The organism is Peribacillus sp. NPDC101480, assembly GCF_050277335.1.
Taxonomy (GTDB): Bacteria; Bacillota; Bacilli; order Bacillales; family DSM-1321; genus Peribacillus.
In genome coordinates, this window is record NZ_JBNNSB010000004.1 from 310,315 (window position 1) to 327,631 (window position 17,317).

Here is a 17,317-nt window from a genome sequence, read left to right on the forward strand (position 1 = left end):
AAACGATTTCTTTCTAAATTAATATAGTATCACTGTGTACAGCGTTTCATGAAAAGACAACGACTCATATTTTGATTGAAATATGTATTCACCTGACCATATAAAAGCCAAGAAAGAATGCTTAACAAGAACTTTACAACAAGGAAGAAGCCCTCCGCAAGTTTTTGAAGGGCTGTCCGAAAAAAATTCGCATATGGATGACGGCCAAGGCAGGAATGAGTGGCAAATCATGCGATAGATTTTTTTCTTAAAAGATCATTCCACTGTTTAACAAGCTTTTTACGAAGCTTTTTTAACATGGCGATCACGCTCCCTTAGTTATTATTGTATAGGATTATTCAATAATGTAAATACGTCTTTACAGGTACTTGGCCCATTTTTGAAAAAAAAGGCTCATTCAAACAAGCAACTGGGATTTTAGAGGCAAGAAGGGTGGGAGAAGTGTAATCTGGAAAGCCTTAGCTGGTTTCTAATTAAGAATAGTATATGCCCATTCCTGAATAAAAAACGTAACTTTGAGTTGGATACGGTAGAGTTACTTGACTTATCTTGATGACAATTATTAAATGGGTACATATTAAAAAAGGAAAAAATGAATGAATTGGAAGTGAATCGTTAGTGAAAATCGTATTCTTTGATATTGACGGAACATTGCTTGATCATGAAAAAAAGTTACCTGCTTCAACAAAAAAAGCCATAAAGCAACTGCAGGATAGCGGGGTTTTTGTAGCGATTGCCACAGGAAGGGCTCCCTTCATGTTCGAGTCCTTAAGGGAAGAGCTTGGCATCGATACATTCGTAAGTTTCAATGGACAATATGTTGTTTTTGAAGGGAAAGTCGTTTATAAAAACCCTTTGAGCATACCTGAAATAAAACGGCTCCACGAACATGCTGAAAAAAATGAAATCCCGATCGTTTTCATGAATGAGGAGACAATGAAATCGAGTGTTCCTCATCATAGCCGAATTGAAGAGGCATTAAGCAGCCTGAAGTTTCCCCATCCTGAACATGTGGCAGATTTTTATGAGGACCATGATATATACCAAGCGTTATTATTCTGCTCGGAAGATGAAGAAGGGAACTTTGTTGGGAATTATGATGACTTTCACTTCATTAGATGGCATGAGTATTCGACGGATGTACTTCCATTCGGGGGTTCGAAAGCTGAAGGCATTAAAATATTAATGGAAAAAGTCGGGTTTGCTCTGGAGGATGTTTACGCTTTTGGAGATGGCTTAAATGATATAGAGATGTTAAAAGTAGCGGGATATGGCGTGGCAATGGGGAATGCCGGTCAACTTGTGAAGCAAGAGGCCGACTTTGTAACGAAGGATGTCGATGATGATGGCATACTTTTTGGTTTGAAGGAGCTTGAATTGATATAAAAAAACAAAACCCCCGTCCACCAACAGGCGGGGGTTTTGCTTATTACGTTACCTTTCCACCGCAATGGAATTTTCCGGAATGGCATAAGGGTCTTCCGGGTTGATATGATCATAGAACATGATTCCATTAAGGTGGTCGATTTCATGTTGAAAACAAATTGCTGCGATGCCTTTCAGGCGGAGTTGAACCGATTTTCCTTCCAGGTCCGTACCCACAACCGTTATTCGAGCATAACGTGGCACGTAGCCAGAAACGGGACGATTTACGGAAAGGCAGCCTTCTCCGGATGTCAAGTATGCTTTTTCCACTGAATGGCTAATGAGTTTAGGGTTGAAAAGTGCATAGCTATACAGTTGATCATCTTTTTCTTTCAAATGTACTGCAATCATCCTTTTTGAAACATTCACTTGAGGTGCAGCCAGGCCAATTCCTGCCCTTAACCCATATATAGCAGCAATATCGGGCTTCTGGCTGTTTTGGACATATTCCATCAGGCTGGCTAAAAGTTGTTTATCTTCAAATGATGCCGGAAGCGGAACCTCTACCGCTACTTGCCTTAAGATTGGGTCGTCTTCATTAACAAAATCATCCATGGTTAGCATAATCTCTCACCCCATAAAAATTCTAATAATATGTATAGGGTTATTTTAACAAAAAAAATGCTGAAAGTTAATGGATGGCCTAATTAAAGAAAAATGGAAGGAATGGAATCAAATCGATTAATTCCTATTCCAACCATTATTTTATTGCCTGTTGAGGTCTATTTAAAAAAATAAATCATTTTTTGTGAATCAGGGTAAATAGTTAACATTTTCGGGTAAAGGTAATAGTAATTACCTGCTTAGCATAAACACGCGCCGACAATGATTAGCAGAATGAACAGGACAATGATTATGGCGAAGCCGCTTCCAAAGCCGCAGCCTCCACCATCACCATAACCATAGCTGGGTGCAACGGAAACCGGATAACAACATTCCTGGTTGGAACCTCCATACATAATTTCATACCTCCGTTTTTGTATTATTAAAATGCTGACCACTCTGATTTGAAACGGTCCCTACAGCCTATGCAGTATGGTTTAAAGGGTGTAGGCTAGCGCCCAGTAATGAAAAAAACCTGTTCGGAATATTATTGTAACAAGTGTCAGCGGCTTATAAGGGAATTTAGGGAAATATGAATCTTCGAAGAATTATCAGAAGGAGCTGTCTATTTTGAATCGTTTTGGCCCATATGTTATTTTACTTCTTGCTTTAGTGGTCTTGACTGGTTGTTTCAATGGTTCGCCGGAAGAAAGAATCCACAAAATCCTTGAGAAAACTGCAGAAAAGGAAAGTGATTTCACCGAGAATCAAGAGCCTCTTAATGATTTGGAGAAAAAAGAAAAAGAAAAATATGAGAAAATCATTAAACTTGGATTGGATGATTATGAACAGATCGTCGAGCTATCAGATGAAGCAACCAAGAATATCGACCAAAGGGAAGAAATAATTGAAAAAGAACAAAGCAGTATGCAATCCTCAAAAGAACAATTCAATCAGATTGACGAACAAATCGGGAAAATAGATGATGAAAAGATAAAAAAAGAAGCGACTGAAATGAAAAAGGTCATGAGTGAGCGCTATAGCACCTACGATGATTTATATGATGCCTATCAACAAAGTCTGGCTTATGATCGTGAATTATATGAACTGTTTAAAAAAGAGGATTTGAAAATGGATGAATTACAAGTGCAAATCGAGAAAATCAATACTTCTTATACAAAAGTTTTGAAAGCGAATGAGGAATTTAATACATTAACGGAAAAATCAAATCAAAAAAAAGAAAGTTTTTATGATAGTTCCGGCATAGAAATGGCTGATTCAACAAAATAATATAAATAATGATGGGCTGTGATCCTCAATCACAGCCCATTTTTTATTCCATCCACTCCGATTATGGACTGAAAATTTCTAGAATGATCTTTTTTTGTGTAACCGGATTGATGTGAGCTTTTATACCTGTACTAAAAAAAATCGATATTTAAAAATCTAACAGCAGCGTTATATGAAAGCGTTTGAATATTTTTTTGGAATATTATTCCGATGCCTCAAATGCCTTTAGTTAAAGCGGTTTTGGAATCGATGGGATATGCGGGGGAATTGAAATGTTATCCTTCGCCAACCTTAAATCGATAAAGACGTGAATTTTAATAGTACAGTTGTAAAGTGAAAACTAATACAGAGAAGAAGTGTGAGTGCTGGAAATTGTATTAAATCAAAATTATAAGGAACTCCAAGTGATTGACTTGATGTTAATTCATCTTGTAAACTTAATCTATAAAAATTCTTGTATCATTTTCCTTGATTTTTTTTATGGTACAGAATAAGATTGAGACATATTAAGCATATCCACGTTTGAGGGATTGGTCTTAAGGGGAAAATAAAAGAATGCATTGTGGAAGAAACTAAAAAGCAAACTTTTTTTGCTTTATAGAATAATAATAGCAAACCTTTTTAATGAAAGGATGAGGTGCCAAATGGCTCAAAAAACTAAGCAAGCTAAAATTAATGTTCAAGATCAGCTTAAAAAAGTAGAAGAACAATTTGAAACTTTTCAAATTTTAAATGAAGAGGGAGAAGTCGTTAATGAAGCGGCTATGCCTGAATTAAGTGATGAACAATTGCAAGAATTAATGCGTCGTATGGTTTATACACGTATCTTGGATCAACGTTCCATATCACTGAACCGCCAAGGCAGATTAGGTTTCTATGCACCGACTGCCGGTCAAGAAGCTTCTCAAATCGCTTCCCAGTATGCTTTGGAAAAAGAAGATTTCATTCTGCCTGGTTACCGTGATGTTCCGCAAATCGTTTGGCATGGTCTGCCGCTTTGGCAAGCATTCTTATTCTCCCGGGGACACTTTAAAGGAAATCAAATTCCTGAAGACGTCAATGTCATTTCCCCTCAAATCATTATCGGCGCTCAATATATCCAAGCTGCCGGAGTGGCTCTTGGGTTGAAGAAACGCGGGAAAAAAGCTGTTGCCGTTACATATACGGGTGACGGTGGAACCTCACAAGGTGACTTCTATGAGGGAATTAACTTTGCAGGTGCATTTAAAGCGCCAGCTATCTTCATCGTGCAAAATAACCGTTTCGCAATCTCGACACCGGTTGATTTGCAATCAGCAGCTAAAACATTGGCTCAAAAGGGTGTGGCTGCAGGTATTCCTGGAATCCAGGTTGATGGTATGGATGCGTTGGCCGTTTATACAGCCGTTAAAGAAGCACGTGAACGTGCAATCAATGGTGAAGGCCCTACATTGATTGAAACATTAACTTACCGTTATGGTCCGCATACGATGGCTGGGGATGACCCGACACGTTACCGTACTTCCGAAATGGATAACGAGTGGGAACTGAAAGATCCATTGGTTCGTTTCCGCAAGTTCTTGGAAAACAAAAAGCTTTGGAATGAAGAATTAGAAAACGAAACGATAGAAAAAGCAAAAGACGATATTAAAGAAGCAATCAAATTGGCTGATGCAGAACCTAAACAAAAGGTTACAGACCTAATTGAAATCATGTATGAAGAAATGCCTTATAACTTAAAAGAACAATATGAAATTTATAAAGAGAAGGAGTCGAAGTAAGCCATGGCTCAATTGACGATGATTCAAGCAATTACAGAAGCATTACGTACAGAACTTAAAAATGACGAGAATGTACTCGTTTTTGGGGAAGATGTTGGTCTTAATGGAGGGGTTTTCCGTGCAACGGAAAATCTTCAAAAAGAATTCGGTGAAGATCGTGTATTCGATACACCTCTTGCTGAATCTGGAATCGGTGGATTAGCGGTCGGTCTTTCTTTACAAGGTTTCCGTCCTGTTCCTGAAATTCAATTCTTCGGATTTGTATATGAAGTAATGGATTCCGTAAGCGGTCAGCTTGCTCGTATGCGCTACCGTTCAGGCGGACGTTACAGTGCACCTGTTACAATTCGCTCACCTTTTGGAGGAGGAGTGCATACACCGGAAATGCATGCTGATAGCTTAGAAGGTTTAATGGCTCAGCAACCAGGGTTAAAAGTAGTTATCCCTTCCACTCCTTACGATGCAAAAGGCTTATTGATTTCTGCGATTCGTGATAATGACCCTGTCATTTTCCTTGAGCACATGAAATTGTACCGCTCTTTCCGTCAGGAAGTTCCTGAAGAAGAATATACAATTCCATTAGGAAAAGCGGATGTGAAAAGAGAAGGAACGGATTTATCCATTATTACGTATGGTGCGATGGTGCAGGAATCCATCAAGGCAGCTGAGGAATTGGCTAAGGATGGTCATTCCGTCGAAGTGGTCGACTTACGTACTGTATCTCCATTGGATATCGAAACAATCATTGCTTCTGTAGAAAAAACAGGACGCGCTATCGTTGTTCAAGAAGCACAAAAGCAAGCTGGTATAGCAGCGAATGTTGTAGCGGAAATTAACGAACGTGCCATTTTGAGCTTGGATGCTCCAGTACTGCGAGTGGCGGCAGCTGATACGGTATTCCCGTTTTCACAAGCTGAAACAGTATGGCTCCCTAATTATAAAGACATTATTGAAACGGCGACTAAAGTCTTGAAGTTTTAACAATCTTAAGTAATGGAATGAATGTCCTGCTTGGGAAAGTAGTTTTGCATTAACGGTAATGCAAGATAAAGGACTTTATTCAAAGCACTAAGTATGATTTAATATAGGAGGTTGAACTCAGTGGCATTCCAATTTAGACTCCCTGATATCGGAGAAGGTATACACGAAGGTGAAATAGTGAAATGGTTTGTAAAACCAGGAGATAAGATTCAAGAGGATGACGTGCTTTGCGAGGTTCAAAACGATAAGGCCGTCGTTGAAATCCCATCACCGGTGGAAGGTACCGTTGAAGAAATCCTTGTACAAGAAGGAACGGTTGCCGTTGTTGGCGATGTACTTGTAACATTCGATGCTCCAGGTTATGAAAATCTTCAGTTTAAAGGGGATCATGGAGAAGAAGCGAAGGCAGAAGGCGAGAAGAATACGGAGGCCCAGGTGCAAGCAACTGCTGAAGCTGGACAGGAAGTCAAGAAAGAGGCTGCTCCGGTTCAAGAAAATAGCGGAGTAACGGGCGCAGGAGCACAACCACAGGTTGAGGCAGATCCTTCACGACGTATTATCGCCATGCCTTCTGTCAGGAAATATGCACGCGAACAAGGGGTAAACATTCGCGAGATCTCTGGTTCTGGGGATAACGGCCGCATCATGAAAGAAGACATAGATGCTTTCAAAAACGGCAAAACAGCTCCACAGCAACCAGCAGCTCAAAGTGAAGCTTCACAACAAAATGATACGGAAACAACCGAAAAACAAAAAGTTTCAATTCCAGAAGGGCAATATCCTGAAACTCGCGAGAAAATGAGCGGTATGAGAAAAGCGATCGCAAAAGCAATGGTTAAATCCAAGCAGACAGCTCCGCATGTAACATTAATGGATGAAGTCGATGTGACGCTATTGGTTGCTCACCGTAAGAAATTCAAGGAAATTGCTGCAGAAAAAGGAATCAAGCTTACATTCCTACCTTATGTTGTTAAAGCGTTAACAAGTGCATTACGTGAATTCCCTATGCTTAACACATCATTTGATGATGAAGCTAGTGAGATTATCCATAAACACTATTACAATATCGGAATTGCGGCAGACACAGATAAAGGACTGCTCGTTCCAGTTGTAAAAGATGCAGATCGTAAATCAACTTTTGCTATTTCACAAGAAATTAACGAATTAGCGACAAAAGCCCGTGACGGCAAATTGGCTCCTAACGAAATGAAAGGTGCTTCTTGCTCCATTACGAATATCGGTTCCGCAGGCGGTCAATGGTTCACACCTGTAATCAATCATCCAGAAGTTGCCATTCTAGGGATTGGACGCATTGCCGAAAAAGCAATTGTACGCGACGGGGAAATTATCGCCGCTCCAGTTCTGGCATTATCACTGAGCTTTGATCACCGCATGATTGATGGAGCAACAGCTCAACATGCATTGAATCATATCAAAAAGTTATTGAACGACCCAGAATTATTGTTAATGGAGGCGTAAACAATGGTAGTAGGAGATTTTCCAATCGAAACAGATACTTTAGTAATCGGTTCAGGCCCAGGGGGATATGTTGCCGCAATTCGCGCAGCGCAGCTTGGACAGAAAGTAACGGTCGTTGAAAAAGGAACAATCGGCGGAGTTTGTTTGAATGTAGGCTGTATCCCATCGAAAGCTTTGATTTCGGCTGGACACCGTTTCCATGAAGCTCAGCATTCAGAAGATATGGGTATCTTTGCAGAAAAGGTTACTGTTGATTTTTCTAAAGTACAAGCTTGGAAAGGTTCTGTTGTAAAAAAATTAACAGGCGGTGTAAGCAGCCTGTTAAAAGGTAATAATGTTGATGTTGTAACTGGCGAAGCTTATTTCGTTGATGAAAACAGCATCCGTGTTATGAATGAAGACTCAGCCCAAACATATACATTTAAAAACGCAATCATCGCCACTGGTTCATCGCCAATCGAGATTCCGTCATTTAAATATACGAAACGTGTACTTAATTCAACTGGCGCTCTTGCTTTGGAAGAAGTTCCAAGTTCGATCGTTGTAATCGGCGGAGGTTACATTGGAACTGAGCTAGGCGGAGCATTCGCTAGCTTTGGCACTAAAGTGACCATCCTTGAAGGTACGGAAGAAATCCTTTCTGCAGGTTTTGAAAAACAAATGGCAGCACTTGTTAAGCGTAACCTTAAAAACAAAGGTGCTGAAATTGTAACTAAAGCTAATGCTAAAGGCGTGGAAGAAACTGAAACAGGCGTAACAGTTACTTATGAAGTAAAAGGCGAAGAGAAAAAAGTTGAAGCCGATTACGTTTTAGTAACAGTTGGACGTCGTCCAAATACTGCAGAAATCGGCCTGGAACAAGTCGGAATCAAAATGACTGACCGCGGTTTGATCGAAACGGATAAACAATGCCGTACAAGCGTGAAAAACATTTACGCAATCGGTGATATCGTTTCTGGACCTCAGTTGGCTCATAAAGCTTCTTATGAAGGTAAAATTGCAGCTGAAGCCATTGCAGGACATTCATCTGAAATCGACTATCTTGCTATTCCGGCTGTTGTATTCTCTGAACCGGAACTTGCTTCTGTCGGTTACAATGAAAAAGAAGCGAAGGAAGCTGGAATCGAAGCGCTTGCTTCCAAATTCCCATTCGCTGCAAATGGACGTGCTCTTTCCTTAAATAATACGGACGGATTTGTGAAGCTTATCACTCGCAAAGAAGACGGATTGGTTATTGGAGCACAAATTGCAGGACCAAACGCTTCTGATATGATTGCAGAACTTGGTTTGGCTATCGAAGCAGGAATGACTGCCGAAGATATTGCAATGACAATCCATGCACATCCAACTTTAGGGGAAATCACAATGGAAGCTGCTGAAGTTGCCCTTGGAACTCCTATTCACATCATTAAATAATTGCTTTATAAAAGCGTACTGCTAATGCAGTACGCTTTTTTTTGTATTGATTTGATATACAAAAATGAAGGTTTACTGGCCATTCATGATTTTCTTCACACTTGTTAAATGAAAAGGACAAAAAGGGCATAAGCTATAAAAAGGACTTCTTACTTTTTTCCTTGAAAGGGTTTGAAAAAGTTAATAGAGGATAAAAAATAAGATGAGCGATTTGCTATACGAATATTTTTTGCCAATAAAAAGATCATGGCTGATATATTCATATTAAAATGAGGTGGATCACTTGAAAAACTATCTGGTAATCCTCTTTCAACTAATCGTTTGGAGCGGGTATACATTAGTTGAATGGCTGTCTGTTAACGATCGATTCGTTTTTAAAGTATTCATGTTTCTGGTCTTTTCCTATTTAGCCATCTATATTGGAAAGATGATTTTAAAATCCAATAGACGAACCATGCTTGTTACCGTGATAAGTCTATTATGTTACGGGATTTTACAAATCCTTTTAGAAACGCTGGTACCCGTTTATTGAATTTTTAAGTAAGCCGCAATGACACAAGCAACCACGGAGGAGTCATGATTAACAAAGTAGTAGCAATATTTACATTTGTATCATTTTTGTTGATGGCTTGTAATGATCCGAGTTCCGGTCAAACTGAAAATGAGAATCAAAAAAGTGTTGAAACGGCAACAACGATCCAAGATGAAAGCCATCAAGAGAAAGATTTGAAAAAAGAAACGTCAAAAACAATTGGCGAAAGGAATGTAAAGGCAAAATATCGGGTGGATAAAGAGAATTGGTCATTTAAACCCATTGGGGATCCAAATCCGAAAGTTGTGTTGTTAACATTTGATGATGCACCTGATAAATATTCCCTGGCAATCGCCCAAACCCTGAAGCGACTTAAAGTACCTGCAATATTTTTCGTGAACGGTCACTTTCTTGAAAATGATAAAAATAAAGCGATGTTAAAAGAAATTCATGAAATGGGTTTTTCTATCGGCAATCATACTTATTCCCATGTGAATTTAAAAGAGTTGACCGAAAAGGAACAGGAGCGGGAAATCATAAAATTGAACAATTTGGTTGAGGGCATTACAGGGGTACGCCCTAAGTACTTCAGGGCGCCATTTGGATCGAATACCGAGCATTCAAAAAAAGTCGCTGAGAAAGAAAAAATGTTGGTCATGAACTGGACATACGGATATGACTGGGAAAAAGAGTATCAGGATAAAAAAGCTTTAACGGAAATCATGTTGAACAGCCCTTATTTAGGAAATGGCGCGAACTTACTGATGCATGACCGGAACTGGACGAGTGAAGCGATAGAGGATATCGTGAAAGGTTTTCAAAAGAAAGGTTATGAGATCCTTGATCCAAAATTAATTGAAACGCCTGCATGAGCCAATTTCGGCATCTGCAGGTTTTTTTTATTTCCTTGGATAATAATACATCACCCGTTTATTGAAGAGGTGAAGCTGTGCCCGTAATTTCTTTGCAAGGAACTTGCACAATTCATTTGCTTTTCCCTTATCACCGAAAGTGGCTGTTTCAGGGAGGGTGAATTGGATATAGGATTGAATCCGCTCAGATCCATCTTCATCCTTAACGACCTCTTGGTCGACGCCTATCAATATCATGTGATATCGATCTTCTTTGGATTGGAGGTATATTGCCTTATCTTTCATTCTTTCCGGTTCTTTCATTTCATAAGGAAATGCCTTCTTATCGTAGTCCCAATCCAACTGCTTTCCGGTTTTCGCTGTGATCATTCGATAATAGTTCAGTAATTCTTTCACGTCTTCGATGGTTACAGTCCCTTTCGCGGACTCAGGAACAAGTTTGATATAGGCATTTTCAGTCATGTGGATCCCCCTTAAATAGATAGAATGTAAGAATATATTAACATTTTATGGATGTATTATATACTTATCTATATGTAAATGAAAAGGCGAAATTCCTTTTTCACCTTGCTATGCTGAAGCAAGGCGTGTGATGAAATATGTAAAAGCAGCTACAGGGGGCCCTTCGTTTATAAAAAAATCTCGTGTATTAATAAAAAGAATATGTCTAACGAACGATTGAAATCGATTTAATCCAACATGAGGTTTCATTAAATGGGAAAAAGTATATATGTTATACTTTTTAACTTGAAATAATAAATGTGTTATATTATAATTCATGTAAAGCGGTTACATTACGTCATTGATGCATACAATATAGGGGAAGGGGTTGTAAAAATGGGAACTATCGTATGTCAAACTTGCAATAGCACGATTGAACATTTTGAAGATGAAAAAGTAAGTGTACTATATACACATAATCACAACTGCCAAAGCTGTGATACAGCTGCCTCTGAAAAATAAATCGAAAAAAGGTTTTCAAGATTAATAGAATTTAAGGGTGTTTCAGGATTGTAACCTGGAGCACCCTTTTTATAGAAGCCAGTGCTTAATAATAAAAGGTTCAAAAAAACCAGAGCAGTACTCTGCCCTGGTTTGATGGAATCGATCAATTCTTAATAATGCGTAAATATTTTATTTCTGGGTCTTCTGGGCCTTGAACAGGAAGGCCGGCCTCGATGTTTTTCCGGATGTAATTGATATTATCTTCAGTAATCAATTCACCTGGAATGAAGATCGGGATTCCAGGCGGGTAAACCATGATGAATTCAGCGCTGATTTTGCCGACCGATTCCTCAATGGGCACCACTTCGGTTTCTGCATAAAATGCCTCCCTGGGTGATAAAGCCAGTGGTGGTGTATCAGGAAGCAGGACTTCAATTTTTTCATGTTCAGCAGCCATTTCCTTAAACTCATCCGATAAGTCTCTAAGTGCAGCGATCAGCAGATCCGCTTCTGTTTTTGAGTCTCCAGGTGTTATCAGGCAAAGGATATTGTACAAGTCAGAAAGTTCCACTTCGATATTATGCTTTTCACGAAGCCATTTCTCAACGTCGTATCCGGTGATATTCAATTCCTTAATGGATATGATCAATTTAGTCGGATCATAACTATATGCTGCCTTACTCTCAAGAATTTCGCTGCCAACACAGTATAGATAAGGAATCTCATTAACGGCCTCACGGATATACCCTGCGAGATTGATCGCTTCATCGACCATTTTCCTTCCTACCGTCGCAAGTTGTCTTCTAGCCGTATCCAGTGAAGCCAGAAGGATATAGGAGGTTGAGGTGGTTGTGAGCATGCTCAATATGGCTTGAACACGATTCGCGGAAACCAATCCAGTCTTAACATTTAATATGGAACTTCCCGTCAGTGAACCTCCCAGTTTATGAACACTGGTTGCAGCCATATCTGCTCCAGCTTGCATGGCTGACATCGGCAAGTCTTCGTGGAAGTGAATATGGACACCATGCGCTTCATCTACGAGTACTGGGATTTGGTGGGAATGAGCCACTTCCACTATTTTCTGCAAATCAGCCGAAATGCCGAAATAAGTGGGGTTGATGACAAGCAATCCTTTTGCATCGCTATGTTCGCTTAAAGTTTTTTCAACGGCCTCGACGGTGATACCGTGTGATATGCCCAAATCTTTGTCTATTTCAGGAGTGATGAAAATGGGAACGGCCCCAGAAAATACAATGGCAGACATTACGGATTTATGTACATTCCTTGGAACGATGATTTTGTCCCCAGGTCCGCATACTGTCATGACCATCGTCATGATTGCTCCACTTGTTCCTTGAACGGAAAAGAAGGTGTGATCTGCCCCAAAAGCTTCAGCGGCAAGATCCTGAGCTTGTTTAATGATCCCTTTTGGCTGATGGAGATCATCGAGTGGAGCGATATTGATTAAATCTATGGACAATGCATTTTCTCCAATGAAATTACGGAAATCAGCGTCCATTCCTTTTCCTTTTTTATGACCTGGAATATGAAATTGAACGGGATTTCTTTTTGCATGCTGCAATAAGGCAGTGTATAAGGGTGTTTCATTCTGTGACAATTCTTTGTGGCCCCTTTTCAATAAAATAGGTACGAAATATTTGGGAGCATATACTCCCTTTCTATTAACGATCGTATGTTTCTCCGATTCCATTTAAATGGTTTGTAGGCTTGTGGATAGACATAAAACATATGAATTATAGCACGTCTTATAATAAATGCCTAGAGTGACTTTAATGTCCTGACTTAATCAATTTATATATGACTTTGTTGTTAAGGGCTCAATAAAATTATCTGCAGTTTATAAATGTCCATTTTCCTAGTATTTACTGGATTTACTCAAGAATTCTTCTTTTATTAATTTGTATGTGTGAGTTTAAAAATTGAACGGGTAAACAATATTTGCCATAATGAAGCTAATGATCATTCAGCTAAATAAAAAAACGACCAGAATGAAAAGGGAGATGAGGAGTTTGAAGTGGAAAACGCGTGTGACCGATTTATTAGGCATTCAATACCCAATCGTACAAGGGGGATTGGCTCATTTGGCATATGCAGACCTGGCTGCGGCAGTATCGAATGCAGGGGGGCTAGGGCAGGTAACGGCCATGTCCTTGGACAACCCGGAGCAATTGGTAGATGAAATTAGAAAAACGAAATCATTGACGGATAAACCATTTGGTGTGAACTTTGCAATCGGTCAGCATGGAAGGCCTTATGAACACATGCTGGAAGCAGCCTTGAAAGAGGATATAGCAGCTGTTTCCGTAACCGGCGGCAATCCTGGCCCATTTCTTGATTACGTCAATGGCACCCAGGTTAAAAAACTCGTGCTTGTTGCTGCAAGAAGGCAGGCAATGAAGGCTGAACAGCTTGGGGCAGATGCAGTGATGGTGGTTGGTCAGGAGGGAGGAGGACATTTAGGTCGTGATGATATTGGAACTTCTGTGTTAATTCCTCAAGTTGTGGACTCCGTTAAAATTCCAGTCATCGCCTCGGGTGGTTTTGGAGATGGACGAGGTTTGATGGCAGCAATGGCACTTGGTGCAGAAGGAATCGAGATGGGGACAAGATTCATAGCAGTCAAGGAATGTGTTCATGCACATGAATTATATAAAAATGCCTTGGTTTCCGGCACGGAAAATGATACCGTTATCATCAAGCGGTCCATTGGTGCACCAGCAAGGGTAATTGCTAACAGCTGGACCGATAAGATCCTTGATATAGAAAAAGAAAACGGCGGATATGAACAATTGAAGGATTACATAAGTGGAAAAGCGAACCAGCGTTATATCCATGACGGTATTGAGGCTGAAGGCTTTGCCTGGGCTGGACAAGTAATGGGGCTGATACATGATGTACCATCGACTGCTGAACTATTCAGTCGGATTATCGACCAGGCGGAAGCAATTCGTTCAAAATGGGCAGACTGATATTAATGGTCTGCCGGACAACATGAAAAACTATCCAGAAGGAGCGTGTTTAGGGTATGGATTATCAATATCCAATGGATCTTGATTGGTCTACCGACGAAATCGTAGATGTGATTAAATTCTTTGAAGCGGTAGAAAAGGCTTATGAAAATAAAATACAAAAGGAAGAATTCATGAAGGCTTACCGCAGGTTCAAGGAAATAGTCCCCGGTAAGGCGGATGAAAAAAAGTATACGGATGAGTTCGAGTCAGTCAGCACCTATTCAGCCTATCTTGTTATAAAGAAGGCAAAAGGAATCGATGACGGAGAATGGATAAAAATGAAAAATTAAAAATATAATTTTTAGAAAACTCCATTGACTTACTGAAAAGATTGTTTTAACATAATAAACAAGAAAATGATAAAGGCAGTGACGAAGAAGAGTACCTTAATGATGTTCTGCAGAGAGCCAGTGGTTGCTGAAAACTGGTGAACGAATTTAAGCGAATGGACTTCCGAGCCCCAAACCGAAACGGATGAACGGAGTAGGCTTTGGCGATTATCTCATCGTTAATGGAGATAGGCATGTTAATGCCGTAAAGTGAGCTAATTTAGCTAATTAAGGTGGTACCACGGGTTCCTCGTCCTTTGGATGAGGGCCCTTTTTGCGTTTTTTTGGAAATGATAATTAAATCTATGAATGAGAGTAGTAATCTTTTTAGATGCGTCACAGAGAGCCGGAAAAGGTGGAAACCGGTACGATATAAGAAGATGAATGGACTTATGAGTGGTTTCTTGAAATAAGTAGGGAAACTCGGCTGCCACCGTTAAAGGGTAATCGCAAGAATTTTTCATTCTTGCTTGAGAGGGAAAAATGATGCATTTTTCCAACTTGAGGTGGCACCGCGGTATACCGTCCTCTGCAGACACATATTTGTGTTTGCGGGGGATTTTTTTATTGGAATTTCAATATATATACCTTTTAGAGAAGCATCAAAAAATATCCAGAGGAACTGAAAACTCCGGCACTTGGCCAAAAGGGTTTTCCCTTCGGAGGTTTACAAAAAACGTATAAGAATCGGGAGGGAATTGAGATGAATAATTTGGATGAAAAAAAAATACTCCGTTTTAAAATGGACACAATTGAAGGGGATATCCACACACCCATTGCCATATTTCAGAAATTGGATGGTGACCAGAAGTTTTTATTGGAAAGTTCAAATTCGCATCATGACAACGGCCGCTACTCTTATCTAGGTTCAAAACCGTACTTGGAGGTGACATCACTTGCTGACCAAGTATATGTGAAAGACACCGAAACAGGTGACCAAATCGTAAAGAACATCAATATCATCGAGTTTCTAAAAAACGAATTATTAGTCGAAATAGGAGAGGCTCCCATAAATCTTCCTCCTTTTAACGGCGGCGCAATCGGATATATGGGCTATGATATCATTCGTCTATATGAAAATATAGGTCCGGTACCTCCTGATTCTCTGCAAATGCCTGATGCTCATTTTCTTTTTTATAAAGAATTGTATATATTCGATCATGTTCTGCAGAAAATCCATCTATTGACTGCGGAAGAAGATAGTGAAAAAAGTTTATTGGAGATGAAGGGAAAAATCAATCAGGCAAGCAAGTCGTCAAAGGAAATATCGTCGGAATATTTGGAATTCGATTCGAATTTTAGTCAGGATGAATTCGAGAAAATGGTCCTTGAAGTCAAAGCGGCGATTGTAGCTGGTGAAGTGTTCCAAGTCGTTTTATCACAAAGGTTTAAAGCGGACTTCGATGGGGAGCCCTTCGATGCTTACCGACGTTTGCGATTAGCCAACCCGTCTCCGTATATGTTTTATATAGAATTTGGCGATTATACTATCATTGGGTCGTCTCCAGAAAGTTTAATCAGTGTTTCATCAGGAATGGTTCATGTTAATCCCATCGCCGGCACACGGCCGAGAGGGAAAACGGATGAAGAAGATAAGGGCTTCGAAAAAAGCCTGCTGATGGATGAAAAGGAACTTGCCGAGCATAAGATGCTTGTTGATTTAGGTAGAAATGATCTTGGCAGGGTTTGCGAAATCGGTTCAATCCACCTTACTGAGGAAATGGAAATTCAAAGATATCAGCACGTCATGCATATTGCTTCGAAGGTTAGCGGAAAGCTTAGGGAAGGGTACACGAGTTTAGATGCCCTTACGGTCTGCCTCCCTGCCGGAACAGTTTCAGGTGCTCCTAAAATCAGGGCAATGGAGCTGATCAATGAACTTGAAAATTGTAAACGGGGGATGTATTCGGGCTCGATAGGCTACATAGGTTTTGGAGGGGATCTTGATATGGCTTTAGCCATTCGGACGATGATCATTAAAGATGGCAAGGCCTATGTACAGGCAGGGGCTGGAATTGTATATGATTCAGATCCCAAAACGGAATATGAAGAAACACAAAATAAAGCACGCGCTTTAATGGAGGTTCACACTAAATGATTTTATTAATTGATAATTATGACTCGTTCACTTACAACCTTTATCAATATTTAGGGGAAGTGGAAAAAGAAATCGTAGTGAAAAGGAATGACGAAATCACCCTTGCGGAAATTGAGGAACTGAATCCAATGGCAATCGTCATTTCCCCGGGACCCGGCAGGCCGGAAGATGCTGGTATCAGTATGGAGATCATCCGCAATTTCTATGAGAAGGTTCCGCTTTTAGGCATTTGTCTGGGGCATCAGGCCATTGGTGCAGTTTTTGGTGCGAATGTGGTTGGAGCGAAACAAATCATGCATGGGAAAACATCGGTAATCGAACATGATGGAACAGGTGTATTTGCTAAACAGGACTTACAATTCCCGGTAATGCGTTACCATTCCCTTGTTGTTGAAAGGGCGAGTTTACCAGACGAACTGACTGTGACGGCAGTAGCACTGGATGATGGGGAAATCATGGCCCTGAAACATCAGGAATTCCCGCTCTACGGTTTACAGTTCCACCCTGAATCTATAGGGACGAAAATCGGCAAGGAATTATTACATCAATTTTATGAGATTGCCGGAACCTTTCAATCAGAGAAGCAACAATCCATTTTATAAAACAAAAAAC

At 40.0% G+C, this 17,317-nt stretch carries 17 protein-coding genes and 2 other annotated features; of the genes, 13 read left to right on the plus strand and 4 right to left on the minus strand.

The window, feature by feature from the left end:
* Positions 1-618 precede the first annotated feature (618 nt).
* Positions 619-1,386, plus strand: coding sequence for a Cof-type HAD-IIB family hydrolase (locus tag ACQKMF_RS15810; protein ID WP_232782991.1), 768 nt, complete (start codon positions 619-621; stop codon positions 1,384-1,386).
* Positions 1,387-1,434: 48 nt separating this feature from the next.
* Here ACQKMF_RS15810 and def read toward each other — a convergent pair whose 3' ends face one another.
* On the minus strand, positions 1,435-1,989 hold the full coding sequence (gene def, locus ACQKMF_RS15815) for a peptide deformylase (RefSeq protein ID WP_101224532.1): 555 nt from the start codon (positions 1,987-1,989) through the stop codon (positions 1,435-1,437).
* Positions 1,990-2,228: 239 nt separating this feature from the next.
* Entirely contained in the window at positions 2,229-2,384 is a 156-nt protein-coding gene (locus ACQKMF_RS15820; RefSeq protein WP_063231991.1) for a YjcZ family sporulation protein, read from the minus strand.
* A 214-nt stretch (positions 2,385-2,598) separates the two neighbouring features.
* Here ACQKMF_RS15820 and ACQKMF_RS15825 point away from each other — a divergent pair, with 214 nt between their 5' ends.
* From ACQKMF_RS15825 to ACQKMF_RS15855, 7 genes are all read left to right on the plus strand, one after another.
* A complete protein-coding gene (locus ACQKMF_RS15825) occupies positions 2,599-3,258 on the plus strand; it encodes a YkyA family protein (RefSeq protein WP_402941674.1) in 660 nt (219 codons plus the stop codon).
* 644 nt (positions 3,259-3,902) lie between these two features.
* Positions 3,903-5,018: a pyruvate dehydrogenase (acetyl-transferring) E1 component subunit alpha gene (gene pdhA, locus ACQKMF_RS15830; RefSeq protein WP_402941676.1), complete on the plus strand. Its 1,116-nt coding sequence runs from the start codon at positions 3,903-3,905 to the stop codon at positions 5,016-5,018.
* A gap of 3 nt (positions 5,019-5,021) precedes the next feature.
* A complete protein-coding gene (locus ACQKMF_RS15835; RefSeq protein ID WP_427573999.1) occupies positions 5,022-5,999 on the plus strand; it encodes an alpha-ketoacid dehydrogenase subunit beta in 978 nt (325 codons plus the stop codon).
* Positions 6,000-6,119: 120 nt separating this feature from the next.
* Complete coding sequence (locus tag ACQKMF_RS15840) at positions 6,120-7,478, plus strand: dihydrolipoamide acetyltransferase family protein (RefSeq protein WP_101224535.1); 1,359 nt, start codon at positions 6,120-6,122, stop codon at positions 7,476-7,478.
* A 3-nt stretch (positions 7,479-7,481) separates the two neighbouring features.
* Positions 7,482-8,894, plus strand: coding sequence for a dihydrolipoyl dehydrogenase (gene lpdA, locus ACQKMF_RS15845; protein ID WP_101224536.1), 1,413 nt, complete (start codon positions 7,482-7,484; stop codon positions 8,892-8,894).
* Positions 8,895-9,168: 274 nt separating this feature from the next.
* Positions 9,169-9,426, plus strand: a complete 258-nt coding sequence (locus ACQKMF_RS15850; RefSeq protein WP_306804763.1) for a hypothetical protein — start codon at positions 9,169-9,171, stop codon at positions 9,424-9,426.
* 44 nt (positions 9,427-9,470) lie between these two features.
* Positions 9,471-10,298 carry a polysaccharide deacetylase family protein gene (locus ACQKMF_RS15855; RefSeq protein ID WP_427574002.1) on the plus strand — a complete coding sequence of 276 codons (828 nt, stop codon included), beginning with the start codon at positions 9,471-9,473 and terminating at the stop codon, positions 10,296-10,298.
* Between the two features lie 27 nt (positions 10,299-10,325).
* Here the strand turns inward: ACQKMF_RS15855 and ACQKMF_RS15860 are convergent, their stop codons facing one another.
* Entirely contained in the window at positions 10,326-10,760 is a 435-nt protein-coding gene (locus ACQKMF_RS15860) for a DUF1885 family protein (RefSeq protein ID WP_230177589.1), read from the minus strand.
* Positions 10,761-11,135: 375 nt separating this feature from the next.
* On the opposite strand from ACQKMF_RS15860, the gene ACQKMF_RS15865 reads away from it, so the two are divergent.
* Entirely contained in the window at positions 11,136-11,261 is a 126-nt protein-coding gene (locus ACQKMF_RS15865) for a GapA-binding peptide SR1P (RefSeq protein ID WP_072272684.1), read from the plus strand.
* Between the two features lie 145 nt (positions 11,262-11,406).
* Here ACQKMF_RS15865 and ACQKMF_RS15870 read toward each other — a convergent pair whose 3' ends face one another.
* A complete protein-coding gene (locus ACQKMF_RS15870) occupies positions 11,407-12,864 on the minus strand; it encodes an aminotransferase class I/II-fold pyridoxal phosphate-dependent enzyme (protein ID WP_101224539.1) in 1,458 nt (485 codons plus the stop codon).
* A gap of 412 nt (positions 12,865-13,276) precedes the next feature.
* On the opposite strand from ACQKMF_RS15870, the gene ACQKMF_RS15875 reads away from it, so the two are divergent.
* From ACQKMF_RS15875 to ACQKMF_RS15890, 4 genes are all read left to right on the plus strand, one after another.
* Positions 13,277-14,236, plus strand: coding sequence for an NAD(P)H-dependent flavin oxidoreductase (locus ACQKMF_RS15875; RefSeq protein WP_101224540.1), 960 nt, complete (start codon positions 13,277-13,279; stop codon positions 14,234-14,236).
* 56 nt (positions 14,237-14,292) lie between these two features.
* Complete coding sequence (locus tag ACQKMF_RS15880) at positions 14,293-14,568, plus strand: UPF0223 family protein (RefSeq protein WP_063596342.1); 276 nt, start codon at positions 14,293-14,295, stop codon at positions 14,566-14,568.
* Positions 14,569-14,637: 69 nt separating this feature from the next.
* Positions 14,638-14,868: a binding site (T-box leader), on the plus strand.
* Between the two features lie 35 nt (positions 14,869-14,903).
* Positions 14,904-15,140: a binding site (T-box leader), on the plus strand.
* A 170-nt stretch (positions 15,141-15,310) separates the two neighbouring features.
* Positions 15,311-16,705, plus strand: coding sequence for an anthranilate synthase component I (gene trpE, locus ACQKMF_RS15885; RefSeq protein ID WP_402941682.1), 1,395 nt, complete (start codon positions 15,311-15,313; stop codon positions 16,703-16,705).
* Positions 16,702-17,307 carry an anthranilate synthase component II gene (locus tag ACQKMF_RS15890; protein WP_230177587.1) on the plus strand — a complete coding sequence of 202 codons (606 nt, stop codon included), beginning with the start codon at positions 16,702-16,704 and terminating at the stop codon, positions 17,305-17,307. The genes trpE and ACQKMF_RS15890 overlap by 4 nt, the downstream gene beginning before the upstream one ends.
* Positions 17,308-17,317 lie beyond the last annotated feature (10 nt).

Coding starts and splice junctions, on each gene's coding strand:
- ACQKMF_RS15820 (WP_063231991.1), bottom strand. CDS start 2,384: ATGTATGGAGGTTCCAACCAGGAATGTTGTTATCCGGTTTCCGTTGCA.
- ACQKMF_RS15835 (WP_427573999.1), top strand. CDS start 5,022: ATGGCTCAATTGACGATGATTCAAGCAATTACAGAAGCATTACGTACA.
- ACQKMF_RS15890 (WP_230177587.1), top strand. CDS start 16,702: ATGATTTTATTAATTGATAATTATGACTCGTTCACTTACAACCTTTAT.
- pdhA (WP_402941676.1), top strand. CDS start 3,903: ATGGCTCAAAAAACTAAGCAAGCTAAAATTAATGTTCAAGATCAGCTT.
- trpE (WP_402941682.1), top strand. CDS start 15,311: ATGAATAATTTGGATGAAAAAAAAATACTCCGTTTTAAAATGGACACA.
- lpdA (WP_101224536.1), top strand. CDS start 7,482: ATGGTAGTAGGAGATTTTCCAATCGAAACAGATACTTTAGTAATCGGT.
- ACQKMF_RS15855 (WP_427574002.1), top strand. CDS start 9,471: ATGATTAACAAAGTAGTAGCAATATTTACATTTGTATCATTTTTGTTG.
- ACQKMF_RS15865 (WP_072272684.1), top strand. CDS start 11,136: ATGGGAACTATCGTATGTCAAACTTGCAATAGCACGATTGAACATTTT.
- ACQKMF_RS15860 (WP_230177589.1), bottom strand. CDS start 10,760: ATGACTGAAAATGCCTATATCAAACTTGTTCCTGAGTCCGCGAAAGGG.
- ACQKMF_RS15880 (WP_063596342.1), top strand. CDS start 14,293: ATGGATTATCAATATCCAATGGATCTTGATTGGTCTACCGACGAAATC.
- def (WP_101224532.1), bottom strand. CDS start 1,989: ATGCTAACCATGGATGATTTTGTTAATGAAGACGACCCAATCTTAAGG.